At 63.2% G+C, this 12,791-nt stretch carries 12 protein-coding genes and 1 other RNA gene; 6 read left to right on the top strand and 7 right to left on the bottom strand.

Annotated elements, in window-relative coordinates; translation table 11 throughout:
* Positions 1-44: 44 nt before the first annotated feature.
* From CXY75_RS18240 to CXY75_RS18250, 3 genes are all read right to left on the bottom strand, one after another.
* Entirely contained in the window at positions 45-716 is a 672-nt protein-coding gene (locus tag CXY75_RS18240) for a pentapeptide repeat-containing protein (protein ID WP_233202013.1), read from the bottom strand.
* A 2-nt stretch (positions 717-718) separates the two neighbouring features.
* On the bottom strand, positions 719-1,156 hold the full coding sequence (locus tag CXY75_RS18245) for a nitroreductase family deazaflavin-dependent oxidoreductase (protein ID WP_104084196.1): 438 nt from the start codon (positions 1,154-1,156) through the stop codon (positions 719-721).
* A 249-nt stretch (positions 1,157-1,405) separates the two neighbouring features.
* Positions 1,406-2,695 carry an MFS transporter gene (locus CXY75_RS18250; RefSeq protein ID WP_104084197.1) on the bottom strand — a complete coding sequence of 430 codons (1,290 nt, stop codon included), beginning with the start codon at positions 2,693-2,695 and terminating at the stop codon, positions 1,406-1,408.
* A 131-nt stretch (positions 2,696-2,826) separates the two neighbouring features.
* Between CXY75_RS18250 and prfB the strand changes: the two genes are divergently transcribed.
* The 5 genes from prfB to ssrA all read left to right on the top strand — a co-directional run bounded on the left by prfB (position 2,827) and on the right by ssrA (position 7,239).
* Positions 2,827-3,939 (top strand): peptide chain release factor 2, encoded by a 1,113-nt coding sequence (prfB, locus tag CXY75_RS18255; RefSeq protein WP_104084198.1) that lies wholly within the window; start codon positions 2,827-2,829, stop codon positions 3,937-3,939.
* Positions 3,940-4,016: 77 nt separating this feature from the next.
* Positions 4,017-5,243 (top strand): cell division ATP-binding protein FtsE, encoded by a 1,227-nt coding sequence (gene ftsE, locus CXY75_RS18260; RefSeq protein WP_104084199.1) that lies wholly within the window; start codon positions 4,017-4,019, stop codon positions 5,241-5,243.
* The gene (ftsX, locus tag CXY75_RS18265) at positions 5,240-6,154 is read left to right on the top strand and encodes a permease-like cell division protein FtsX (RefSeq protein WP_104084200.1); all 915 of its coding nucleotides are present in this window, start codon (positions 5,240-5,242) and stop codon (positions 6,152-6,154) included. The genes ftsE and ftsX overlap by 4 nt, the downstream gene beginning before the upstream one ends.
* 111 nt (positions 6,155-6,265) lie before the next feature.
* Positions 6,266-6,742, top strand: coding sequence for an SsrA-binding protein SmpB (gene smpB / locus CXY75_RS18270; RefSeq protein WP_104084201.1), 477 nt, complete (start codon positions 6,266-6,268; stop codon positions 6,740-6,742).
* Positions 6,743-6,864: 122 nt separating this feature from the next.
* Positions 6,865-7,239: a transfer-messenger RNA gene (gene ssrA, locus CXY75_RS18275) on the top strand.
* 136 nt (positions 7,240-7,375) lie between these two features.
* Here the strand turns inward: ssrA and CXY75_RS18280 are convergent.
* From CXY75_RS18280 to CXY75_RS18295, 4 genes are all read right to left on the bottom strand, one after another.
* Positions 7,376-8,563: a TerC family protein gene (locus CXY75_RS18280; protein WP_104084202.1), complete on the bottom strand. Its 1,188-nt coding sequence runs from the start codon at positions 8,561-8,563 to the stop codon at positions 7,376-7,378.
* A 109-nt stretch (positions 8,564-8,672) separates the two neighbouring features.
* Positions 8,673-10,208, bottom strand: coding sequence for a CYTH and CHAD domain-containing protein (locus CXY75_RS18285; protein WP_104084203.1), 1,536 nt, complete (start codon positions 10,206-10,208; stop codon positions 8,673-8,675).
* Positions 10,209-10,247: 39 nt separating this feature from the next.
* Positions 10,248-11,411 carry a globin domain-containing protein gene (locus CXY75_RS18290; protein WP_104084204.1) on the bottom strand — a complete coding sequence of 388 codons (1,164 nt, stop codon included), beginning with the start codon at positions 11,409-11,411 and terminating at the stop codon, positions 10,248-10,250.
* Between the two features lie 114 nt (positions 11,412-11,525).
* Positions 11,526-11,969, bottom strand: a complete 444-nt coding sequence (locus tag CXY75_RS18295; RefSeq protein WP_104084205.1) for an Rrf2 family transcriptional regulator — start codon at positions 11,967-11,969, stop codon at positions 11,526-11,528.
* 54 nt (positions 11,970-12,023) lie between these two features.
* Here CXY75_RS18295 and CXY75_RS18300 point away from each other — a divergent pair, with 54 nt between their 5' ends.
* The gene (locus tag CXY75_RS18300) at positions 12,024-12,767 is read left to right on the top strand and encodes a trimeric intracellular cation channel family protein (protein WP_199182501.1); all 744 of its coding nucleotides are present in this window, start codon (positions 12,024-12,026) and stop codon (positions 12,765-12,767) included.
* The last annotated feature ends 24 nt before the right edge of the window (positions 12,768-12,791 follow it).

Consider the following 12,791-nt stretch of genomic DNA (forward strand, 5'->3'; position numbering starts at 1 on the left):
GCGGGCACGTCGAGACCCCGGGCATCCGCTGGGAAAACGGTGCTTTATTCGACGCGCAGTCCGAGGTGGGCGGCGAGTAGCGGCGCCAGCAGGCTGAGCTGAGCGTCGTCGATCGTCGCCCCGCGCAGACCATCGAGGCCGTGGATAGCCGAGAAATCGCTCCCGCGCAGGTCAACGTCCTTGAGCTTGGCGCCGCCAACATCGAGCGTGGTGATGCGGCAGTTCGGCAGTTCGAGGCGCTGCACGGTGGCACTTCCAAGGTCGAGCTCGTCGATGATGCAGTTGCTGAGCAGTACGTCGGTCAGGGTGGCGTTTCGCAGGTTCACGAAATCGAGCTTGGAGCCGTCGATGTGTACCGAGTGCATGATTGCCTCGTAGGCCTCGACCGAGCCGAGTCGGGCATGGTCGATGCGCACGTCACGCCAGTTGGATCGCGGCGCGCTGAACACCGGCGCGTGCAGGTCGGTGGCCAGGCACTCCGAAAAGGATGCCCCGCGCAGCTTGGTCTCATGCAGGGATACCCCCACGAATTCACACTCCCGGAACGAAATACCGGTCAGGTCCCGGCCGTCGAGGTTCGCGCCTGTGTAGCGTTCGGTGTCGCGGATGTCACCGGGGCGCAGTCGCGCACCGTCGTCGGCGAGTTCGGGCAACGTGATGCGGTCGATCGACGCCTTGCGGGTGCCGGACCCGGTTCGAGTGCTAGGTTTTGCCACCCCTATGTAATGGGTTCGAGCACGAACACCGGAATTTCGCGGTCGGTTTTGACCTGGTAATCGGCATAATCGGGGAACGCCGCCACGGCGCGCGCCCACCAGATGGCCTTGTCGTAGCCGGTGACCTCCCGGGCGCGCATGTCCCACTTCTGCGTGCCGTCCTGCAGCTCAACCTCGGGGTGGGCGATGACGTTGGCGTACCAGACCGGATTCTTCGGGCTGCCACCGAGCGAGGCGACGACGGCATAGTGGCCCTCGTGTTCGACGCGCATGAGCGGCGCCTTGCGTAACTTGCCGCTTTTCACACCGAGCGTCGTCAGCACGATGACGGGCATGCCGCGCAGGGTCGTGCCCTCCGTACCACCGGACTTCTCGTACTGATCGACCTGGTCGCGCACCCACTGGGCGGTGCTTGGTTCGTATTCTCCGATGAGGGGCATGCCTGCCACAACGTCGTGGCCGCTGGGAACATTCCACCCGGACAGCACCGACGCGTCGCGAGTAGCCCAGCAACCCTGGTGGCTAATTCAGGAAATCCGACTTCCTGGTCAACCCGAGCCGTGCGATTCCGGGCCCCGGGACCCCGCACGCGGTGAATTTCCTGAATTCGCCACGGGCGAGACCTGACCAGTTGCCGCGCACGAAAAACATTGGTCGAGGGCGGAAAACTTCGCGTCGCTTTCGTGCGGCTAGAGCAGACGGCCCGGACGGTGCGGCGCGTACCGGGGAATGTAGCGGCGCAGCAGAACCGCACCGCAGAGGCCGATCGCCCCCATCACCCCGCTCGCCACGGAGAGCGAGACCAGAGCGGTGATGCCGGCGACGACCAGGGGCGCTGCGGCGCTGCCGAAGTCGGCCGTGAAACGCCAGGCACCGAGGAACGGCGCCGGATTCGGCCGCGGAGCCAGATCGGCGCCGAGCGTCATCAGCAATCCGCTGCCGATACCGTTGGCGAGCGAGAGAAACATGGCCACGCCGATGAACCACTCCACATTGCTCGGCAGGTCGTGGGTGAACGCGAGCGCCAGGTGGCCAGCGCCGAGGCCGATCATCGAGGGAAGGGCGCTCCAGATGCGGCCGAACCTGTCCATGATCTGGCCGCTGACATAGAAGAGGGCGAAGTCGATGCCGCCGGCGATGCCGATGATGAGCGCGGTATCGGGGGCGCTGATGCCGATGCTGACCGCCCAGAGCGGCAGCATTACCGTGCGGCTGGCGCGCATCGCACCGATCAGTCCCGCGCCGGAGCCCAGCCGCAGGAGTACTTCGCGGTGACTCCAAATGGTCTGGAACAGCCCCTGCACGGCTACGGCCGGCCGCGCCGTTCCGGTGCTGCTGATCGCTCCCGTGCTCGTGTCAGTGGTGTCGAATACGGTCTTATCAGCGGAAGGAGTGGTGAAGGTTTTTGACGGGTCGGCTAAGAGCAGCAGCAAGACCGACGCGCCGACACAGCAGACGATGAACACCCAGAACACGGCCTGGGTGCCGCCGGTGAGGTGGATAAGTCCGGCCGAGAGAAAGGGGCCCACGAACCAGCCGGCTCGAAACACACCGCCGAGCGTTGACAGCGCGCGGGCTCGGTAGACCAGCGGCACATAGTTGGTCATGAAGGCGTGCCTGGCGAGGGCAAAGATGGCCGTGGCGAGCCCAACCAGAAAAATGCCGAGGCCGAGCACGAACGGATTGGGCGCGGCCATGCACACGATCACGGCACCGATGGTGAGAGCGGATGCCCAGATCATCGCGTTGCGCTCCCCGATACGCGAGACGATCCAACCGCTGGGAATATCGCCGACCAGCTCGCCGAGCATGACCATCGCGGCGATAACGCCGGCAATGGCGAGGGAGGCGCCAAGGTCGCTCGCGACCACCGGAATCAAGGGGATAATGGCGCCCTCGCCAATCGAAAACAGCAGGGTCGGCAGAAACGCAACCAGTGCGACCGAGCGCAGGCTGAAGGGGCTATCGGCGTTGCTCATCGGTTTCGATGCTACTCGAAGTGCCATTCCACCCGTGCTATCCGGCCTCGGCTATTCCGCCCGTGATCGTCGACCGGTGTTGCCACTCGCCCGGCCCCATCGCAAATTTCGCCCGGTAGGCTGAACGGACCATGATTGACTTGGATTTCTCAGTACAGATCGCCGCGCTGCGGACCACGTTTGGCGACATCCGCTCGGTGATCGACATTGATCGACTGCGCGCGGAGATCGACGACCTCAGCGGCGAGGCCGGCATGCCCGATTTGTGGGACGACACCGAGCACGCACAGAAGGTGACGAGCGACCTCAGTCACCGGCAATCCCAGCTGGCCCGCATCGAGAGCATCGGAGCCCGGCTCGACGACCTCGTTGTGCTCGTGGACATGGCCAATGACGGCCAAGGCGACCAGGAACTGGCCGACGAAGCAACGCTAGAGCTCGCGAACCTGCAGAAACTACTCGGCGAGCTCGAGGTGCAGACCCTGCTCAACGGCGAGTTCGACGAACGCAACGCCGTCATCACCATTCGCGCCGGCGCCGGGGGGGTGGATGCCGCCGACTTCGCCGAGATGCTGCTGCGCATGTATTTGCGCTACGCGGAACAACACGACTACCGCACCACCGTGCTCGACATCAGCTACGCCGAAGAAGCCGGTATCAAGAGCGCGACCTTCGAGGTTGACGCGGCCTACGCTTTCGGCACGCTCAGCGTCGAAGCCGGCACCCACCGCCTGGTGCGCATGAGTCCGTTCAACTCGGCCGGCAAACGCCAGACCTCGTTCGCGGCGGTCGAGGTGGTTCCCTTGATCGAACAGACCGAATCGATCGAGGTACCCGACGGCGACATTCGAGTGGATGTTTTCCGCTCCAGCGGCCCGGGTGGCCAATCCGTCAACACCACCGACTCGGCCGTGCGCATCACCCACCTACCCACCGGCACGGTGGTGAGCTGCCAGAACGAAAAGAGCCAGATTCAAAACCGCGCCGCCGCCATGCGCGTGCTGCAGTCGCGCTTGCTGGTGCTGGAACGCGAGAAAGAGGCCGCGACCAAGAAAGAGCTCGCCGGCAACATCACCGCGAGCTGGGGTGACCAGATGCGCAGCTACGTGCTCGCGCCCTACCAAATGGTCAAGGATCTGCGCACCGAGTATGAAGTGAACAACCCCAGCAACGTCTTCGATGGTGACCTGGACGGATTCATCTCGGCCGGCATCCGTTGGCGCAAGAAAGCGCCGGACGCTTAAACGGTTACTGAGGCTTGGCACCCTCGGGGCATGTCGCTGTAGGGAAAACGCTGCTGAATGCCTAGGCTCTAAGAGCTATGATCCGCTTTGATCACATATCCAAGAAGTATCCCGGCACCACTCGGCCGGCATTGAACTCGATCGACGTCGAGATTTTGCGAGGCGAATTCGTCTTTCTGGTCGGCGCCTCCGGATCGGGCAAATCGAGCTGCCTGCGGCTCGTGCTCAAGGAAGAGAAGCCGACCAGCGGCAGCATTCACGTGCTCGGCCAGGACTTGCGGTCGATCTCCAACCGCAAGGTGCCCTATTTTCGCCGCAACATGGGCGTTGTCTTTCAGGACTTTCGCCTGCTGCCGAACAAGACCGTGTTCGACAACGTCGCCTTCAGCCTGCAGGTCATCGGCAAGAGCCGTGGCTTCATTCAGGAAGCCGTGCCGGACACCCTCAAGATGGTCGGTTTGGCCGAAAAGGCGCAGCGCCTGCCGCACGAACTCTCCGGTGGGGAGCAGCAGCGCGTGGCCATTGCCCGCGCCATCGTGAACAAGCCGCAGATTCTGCTGGCCGATGAGCCAACCGGAAACCTCGACCCCACCACGAGCGCTGAGATCATGTCCCTGCTCGCGAGTATCAACGCCGGCGGGACCACCGTGATCATGGCTACCCACGAGGCCGGCATCGTCGACCAGATGCAGCGTCGCGTGATCGAACTCGTCCATGGCGAGATTGTGCGCGACGAACGTCAGGGCGGGTACGCCACGGCATCCATCCCGACCATCGTGAATAGTTCTGCGGCGGATGCCCCCACCAACGAGGCGCCGCCCGTCGCGTCGATCTATGCCCGGCCCGCCAAAGCGCTGGCCCAGCCAGCTGTTTCTGAGCTGCCGGTTTCTGAGCTGCCGGTTTCTCAGCTTCCGGTGTCACAGCCGGCCGTTGTTCGACCGTCGCTGACCCATCCGTCGGCGCCGGTGCCAGAAACGTCGGTGTCGCTGCATCACGCAGCTGCGGCAGCGGTCGCGGCAGCCAAGGCGCCGACTGAGGTCGAGGCTCCGGCTCCGGCTGTACAGGCTCCGGCTGTACAGACTCCGGCTGCGGCTCCGGCCGCGCCGGCACCAGTGGCAGCGTCGCAGACTGACGAGGTCGATCATGATCAGATCCCGGCCTCGCCGCCGATGACCCGTCCGGTACTTCCGGTCACCGCTAACGACGACCCAGAACAGCTCACACTGGCCGAGAAACTCGGGCTGCGGGCACCGGGAGAGAAACCCGACCATACCGGCGAGCAGAATGTGGGGCCAACCCGATGAGGCTCGGTCTGGTGCTGTCCGAGGTCGCGAATGGCCTTCGGCGCAATGCGTCGATGGTCGTGTCCGTCGTGCTCGTGACATTCATCTCGCTCACCTTCGTCGGCGCGGCAATACTCATGCAGATGCAGATCGGCCAGATGAAGAATTTCTGGTACGACAAGGCGCAGGTTGGCATCTACCTGTGCTCCGATATCTCGCCGGGTGAAACCTGCACCGGCGGCGACGCCTCACCCGAGCAGATCGCAGCGGTCGAGGCGCAGCTCGAGGGGCCAACGCTTGCACAATTCATCGATACCTATTATTTCGAGACGCACGAGCAAGCCTTCGAGAACTTCAAGAAGCAGTTCGCCGGCAACCCGGTCGCCGACTATGTGACCGCGGACCAGTTGAATCAGACTTTCTGGGTCAACCTGAAGGACCCCTCGAAATCGGCCGTGTTGGTGGAGAGCCTGTCGGGAATCGCTGGCGTCGAAAATGTCACTGACCAGCGTAAATACCTTGACCAGATCTTCTCGGTGCTCAACGTCGCGAGCTACACGGCCATCGGTATTGCCGGGTTGATGTTGATCGCGGCCGCGCTGTTGATTGCCACGACCATCCGTTTGTCAGCTTTCTCCAGGCGCCGGGAACTGGGCATTATGCGGTTGGTGGGTGCGAGCAACCGCTTCATTCAGACGCCGTTCATTCTCGAGGGCGTGTTTGCGGCGTTGCTGGGCTCGCTGCTGGCCGGCGGCGCAATCGTGGCCCTGGTGTACTTCTTCGTGCAGGGCTATCTCGGCGCGAGGCTGACCGGCTTCGCCCTGGTCGGCATGGACGATGCCCTCGTTGTGGTGCCCATTTTGTTGGTCGTTGGCGCGGTCTTGGCCGCGTTCTCGGCCAACTTTGCGATCACGCGCTACCTCAAGGTTTAGCCCGCACACGGATGCAGTGGGTGGGGGCCGCCGATGCGGCTAGACTAGTGGGCTGTCTACCGGATCGACCGGCAGCATCCGCTCTGATCAATATGAATTGAGGTGAGGTACATGCCCAGGGAACGTGGCGAAAAGGTCGTGGCAACCAATCGCAAGGCCCGACATGACTACCTCATCAGTGACACCTACGAGGCCGGTATGGTCTTGAGTGGCACCGAGGTTAAGTCGCTCCGTGCCGGAAGGGCGACCCTGGTCGATGGATACGCCTTCGTTGAGGGTGGCGAGGCGTGGCTGGATGCGGTGCACATTCCGGAGTATTCCGGCGGCTCGTGGACCAACCACCCGCCGCGGAGGAAGCGCAAGCTCCTGTTGCACAAGAAGGAGATTATCAAGATCAGCCACAAGACCAAGGAGGGCGGTTACACGCTCATTCCGTTGCGGATTTACTTCGCGGATGGTCGGGCCAAGGTGGAGATCGCCGTAGCCAAGGGTAAGAAAGAGTACGACAAGCGTCAGACGCTGCGGGAACGCACCGACAAGCGTGAATCGGACCGCGCGATGTCGGCGCAGCGACACCTCGGCGACTAAGTCACTTTTGTAGTAGTGTAGAGGGCTGCACCGAAACTGGTGCAGCTTGGTAACTCAACAGCGTGTGACACGAACCCATCGACGGCCCCGGTGTTGATTAAGACGCGGGGCGCGATGTGTATGGGGATGATCGGTTTCGACATTGTTTGCGCAATTGTGAGAAGCGGGTCGAGGATGCAGGGTTATCTCGTAAACGATCTCTGCAAAACAATAAGTGCCAAATCAAACCGCACTGACTTCGCTCTCGCTGCCTAAGCGAAAGCACTAAAGAAGTCCGCCAGACCGGGAATGCTCTCTACCCGGATCCTGACGTCATTTAGAGAGCTTGCTTCTACATTGAGCCACGGGGCGTAGAGGGACTTAAACGAAGGCTGGGCCTGTCGGAGTAGATGCCAGTGGCAAATTCCGGGGCCGAGAAAGCGACTTCACTGGATACACCCGTAGAAGGCATATGACCACAGCAGTGGACCGGGGTTCAATTCCCCGCATCTCCACCATCGGTTTTGTCACACGCTGTTTTGTTCTCGCTCACGTCAGGCCGCCCAGTGGGCGGCCTGACGTGTTGAGCGATCTCATTCCATCGCTGCAGGACACCTGCCGCCGATGAGGGACCGTACTGGTGCGCGACCGGCTCTACCGGGCCAAGTACGCATCATGCTGCCGGTGCGCTTCCGCCACCTGCTCACGGATCCGGTCGACGTCCTTGGCCTTGTCGCGGTATTTCAGGTCCATGGCCGAAACCTGTGCTTCCTCAGCCGCCAGCAGTCGGTAGATCCGCTCACGCTCGGCGAGGTCAGCGGTGTAGTCAAGATCCAGGTAGCTGACAGCATGGCGGCGTGCATTGTTGATGGCGGTCTGGGCTTTGCCCGCCCTGCTGAGCAGCGAGGCCACAACGGTAATGGTGAGCACCCCGATGATGACGCTGAGGGAGAGGCCCGTGCTGATTTCCACGACCGGAACCGGTTCACCGCCGTTAATGAACGGCAGGTTGTTCTCATGGAGGGCATGAAGCACCAGCTTGACGCCGATGAAGGCCAGAACGGTCGCGAGGCCGTACGAGAGGTAAATAAGCCGGTCCAGCAGCCCGTCGATCAGGAAGTACAGCTGGCGCAGTCCCATCAGTGAGAACGCGGTAGCGGTGAAGACGATGTAGACATTCTGGGTCAGCCCAAAGATCGCAGGTATGGAATCGAGCGCGAACAGGATGTCGGTGCCGCCGATCGCGACCATGACCAAGAGCATGGGCGTGAGCGCCTTCTTGCCATTGTGCATGGTGAACAGCTTGTCGCCGTCGTAATGCTCGGTGGTGTGGAAGCTTCTCTTGGCCAAGCGGATCATCAGGTTGTCGGCCCGGTTGTCTCCGTCGCCTTCGGGCTTGAGCAGATTGCCCGCGGTGATCAGCAGGATCAAGCCGAAGATGTAGAACACCCAGGCGAAGGAATTGATCAGCGCCGCGCCGATAAAAATGAACCCGGTTCGAGCGATCAGGGAGAAGACGATGCCGAACAGCAATACCTTTTGCTGGTCCTCGCGGGGAACCCGGAAGCTTGCCATGATAATCAGGAAGACAAACAGGTTGTCCACTGACAGGGCCTTCTCCGTGATGTAGCCGGCGAAGTACTCCGACCCCATCGTGGTACCGCCGAAGATAAGCACCAAAATGCCAAAGAGAATAGCGAGGCCCACGTAGATGGAGGACCACACGGCCGCTTCCTTCAGCGACGGAACGTGCGCCTTGCGGATGTGGAAGAAGTAGTCAAAGGCGAGCAATGCCACAATGACAACGATGGTGGCGCCCCAGATGAGGGGTGAAACAGTCATGAAGTCTGCTTTCCTAAGGTGGTGGCAGTGAGCCTAGCCCAGTCCGGTGACGTGGCGGCTTGCGTTTGGCATACACTAACGCTTTCACCTGCACTCGGGTAGCTGGCAGCTAGGGGCGACGACTCCAGGCACGCCAGAAGCGGGCCTCGGCGTGAGCAGCCTTCTGCTGTTCCAGTGCGTGCAGACGACCGTAGCTGAAGGTGTTCTCGCCGCGGAGGTATGCGTCGACGCCGCCGCGCTGAAGCAGGCGGTGGCGGGCGATGACGCTGTCGTGCTGGTCACCGAGAATGGTCTGCAACTTTTGCGCGAATCGGCTCACCGCTGCGGCGCGCTTAGGGCGCAGTGGATGCGCCGTCTCGGCCGCATAGCGCAGTCGCTTGGCGCGTTTGCGTGCCTCGTGCAGGGCGAGGTCACGCTCGGCACCCGGCGTGGTCTTGGTGGCCGCTCGCACCGCACGGCGCAGCTTCTTCCACTCTTTGTTGATCAGCTTCGGCACGACCGTGCGCGCCTCGGAGCGGGCCACGTCGGTGAATGGCGCAGAGGCCACGAGCGCCGACAGGGCGTCGAGCAGCCGAAAGTAGCGGGGGGTGTCGAGGGCGGTCAGCAGAGCCTGGTGCGCCGCGTCGGAATCGGTATCGGAACGACTGCCCAGACGCTCGCGAATCGGACCGAGCAGCAGCCCATCGGGCTCGCGATCGAGGTGACCGATGAGGCGGCGTTGCAGCACCTCTTCGTCGCGCGAGCCGCCGAGGACGGTCCCGAGCCAGACGAGTTCGCTGCGCAAATGCAGCACCACCGTCGCGTCGAGCAGTGAGTGGTACGTGGCGAGTACCGAGCGCAGCCGGCGGGTGGCGACGCGCATCGCGTGCACGGCGCCTGCCGTGGCTTGCCGCACCTGGGGGTCCTGCGCGCGCAGCACCTCAAATTGTTCGTGCAGGCTGAGCACCAGTACATCGCCAGCCCAGCCGGAGGGGCGAGGTCGACGGGGCGCTGCACGTAGCTGGCCGGGCTGAGCGGCCTGGCCGGGAAACCGGTCGCCGAGAGCGCGGGCCAGTTTGGAGGCGTGCACCGATACCAGGATGCCGCCGGACGCGAGCACGGACCGAGCGGCGTCGAGCAGGTCGTCGGGGCCATCGACGAGTTCGATCTCCCATTCACGCCAGGCAGCGTTCGTCGGATCGTGAACGAGGCGCTCGGACCGTACATGGTCGTCGCAGAGCACAGCGAGGGTCTCACCATCCACACCAATCAGGGAATGGACGACCCGATGGGTGTGCAGTTGGGCCACGGGAACGAGCTGGGTGTCCCGTATGTGAAACCGCACGAGCTGCGTCAGCGACTCGGGAACGGCATCCGCTTTATCGAATACGTGCTTGCCCAGCGGTGCATGTATTTCGTGTCGGCGGCCGGCCGCCAGTGGCAATTTCAGGTGCCACCCGGCGTCGTCGCCTCCGGTGCGACGACGCAGGGTGATGTGCGCGGCGGTGAGCACGAGATCGGCCGTGTCGAAGTAGACGGCCTCAAGATCGTGGGTGACCAGGGCAGCGATCGTCTGCACCCCGGGGATATCGGTCAACCGGGGCAGCAGCGCCGCTTCGTCGACGTCAAACTTGAGTTCTGTCTCGATGCCGCCGTTAGTGTCCACGATTCAGCCTAGCGCGGGACCCGCGCCAGGCTGCCGGGGTTAGACGCCCGCGAGCCAGAGGTCGGGGCCGAAGATCTCATAGTGGATGCGATCGGCCGGCACGCCGGACTGCAGCGCCTGGGCGCGGAGGCTGCGCATGAACGGGAGCGGACCGCAGAGGTACACCGAGGCATCCTCCGGGATCGTCACGTTCTTGAGCGACATGAAGCCCTCGTGGTGGCCCACGCTCGGAATCTCCAGCCAGAGTTCGAGTTCGGCCGCTTCCAGCAGGGCAACGTCTTCGTTCATCTGGTCGCGTAGCGCCCAGCGCTCGAGGTTGCTTTCGGCGTGGAGTACGAGCACCTCACGCGTGGAGCCGGTGTCCACCAGGGAACGCAGGATGGAGGCGCTGGGTGTGCAGCCGATTCCGGCCGAGGCCAGGATCAGCGGGCCGGTGCCATTATCTAGGGTGATATCGCCGCACGGCACGGAGAGGATGAGCGTGTCGCCGACCTGTACGTCGCGGTGCAGCACGGGGGAGACCTCGCCGTCGGCGTCGAGCTTGGTGGTGAAGACTCGCGTTGTGGCCGTGCCGGCTGAGAGGGAGTACTGACGCACTTGGCGGATGCCGTCGGGCATGACGGCGGTGACGCTGACGTACTGGCCCGGCAGGGCTGGCGTTACGGGGGTGTCGTCGGCCGGTTCGAGGGTGAACGTGACGGCGTCGGTTCCCGCCGCTTCCTTCTTCACAACGGTCCATGGGGCGAGCGGCTTGTCGCTGGCAAGTCCCGCGTAGAGGCCCTTCTCCATCTTGATCAGCGCGTGGGCCATCAGCCAGTAAACCTCGGTCCAGGCGGCGGCGATTTCGGCGGTGATGACGTCGCTGAGTTCGTCGGCGATGCCCTCGAACAGGTACTTGTAGACGATGTCATACTGCTCGGGCTGAATATCGAGGGAGACGTGCTTGTGGGCGATGCGGGAGAGCATGGCCTCCGGAGTGATGTCGGGGTTTTGCACCATGTGGGTTGCGAAGACAGCGATGCTGCCGGCGAGGGCCTGCTGCTGCGTGCCGTTCTTCTGATTGGACCGGCTGAACAAGCCGTCGAACAATTCGGGGTGAGCGGTGAGCATGCGCTTGTAGAAGTTTCTCGCGATCTGGGGCATCCGCTCGCCGACCAGCGGCAGGGTTGCTTCGATGAGGGGGAGGGACTGGGGCGAAAGCATGAATACTCCTTCTGCGTGTCGGCACCCGTTTGTGGGGCCTTCATCAAAAGTAGCATTTCGTATACCAAATAAACGGATGCTTTCTACAAGTCGTAGAAATTAGGGACTTTAGTCCTACCGCACCAATCCGAGCTCCACCAGAACCGGTGTGGCGGACTTTCCGTGCGGGAGAGCCGCGATGATGATGCCGTCAAGCTCGCGGTAAAAGGATTCCCGGGCCCGGCGCAGTGCGCCGCGGAGGCCGCATCCGTTTATCAGCGGGCAGGGTCCGTTGGGTGAGTCGCAGGCCGCGAGATCGGTGCGGGTGTCGAGCTGGCGCAGCAGGGCACCGACGGTGGCAGAGCGACCGAGGTCGCTGATGCGCACTCCGCCGCTGCGCCCGCGAATGACCTCGACCAAGCCGAGCTCGCGCAGTCGCATGATGGCCTTACTGACGTGGTTGTATGGCGTGCCGACGTCGCCGGCGATGACCCGCGAGGTGAACGTGACGCTCTCCGGTGCTTCGCCCAGCAGCATGAGCACCCGCAGACACACGTCGGAGAAAACGTTAATCCTCATCTTCTAACTGTAGATGCGCCGGTCGCACCGCGAGAGTAAGAGAGAATGGGGCAAGTGAACACTGAGTCGGAGACGCTGTTTGAGGTAATCCGCTTCGTGGACCTGGCGGGCGTGCTCGCCAACGCCATTCTTGGCGGCGTCGCCGCGCGCACCGCACGCCTCGATATTGTCGGCTTCGTTGTGCTTGCCATTATGAGCGGGCTCGGCGGCGGCATGATCCGAGACACGCTGTTGCAGCAGGGCAGCCCGGCGGCACTGCTCGACCCGGCCTATCTGATCGTTGCCATCCTCGGTGGGGTCATCGCCTTCTTCGTCACATTCAACGGCCGGTGGACCCGACGGGTGCTGTTGCTGCTTGACGCGCTCGCCGTGGGGTGCTGGGCGGCGGTGGGGGTGCAAAAGGCGCTCGATGCCGGTCTCGGCTGGCTTCCGGCCATTCTGCTGGGCATGATCACCGCGGTCGGTGGTGGCATGGTGCGCGACATCATGCTGCTCAAGGTTCCGACCATCTTTGGCGGCAATACCCTCTATGCCACGAGCGCGCTGCTCGCGAGCAGCGAAATGGTTATTTTGAGCAAGCTCGGGTTCGTCGCAATCGGCACCGGCGTGGCCATTCTCAGCGGCGCCGCCCTGTCGCTGCTGGCCAAACGGTACGGCTGGATTCTGCCGACCGGCTATGCGCTGCGCATTCCGAAGCCGATTTTGCTGCTGAACCCCGTGGCGTGGCGGCAGCGCCGTCTCGATGCCCGCAATGCCCGCAACGGTGTGAATCCCGACGATCCGGGTGCCAGCGTCTAGTTTCGCAGCCACCGGCAGCGACAC

The sequence above is a fragment of the Cryobacterium sp. Y11 genome, assembly GCF_002929535.1.
In the GTDB taxonomy this organism is placed as follows: domain Bacteria; phylum Actinomycetota; class Actinomycetes; order Actinomycetales; family Microbacteriaceae; genus Cryobacterium.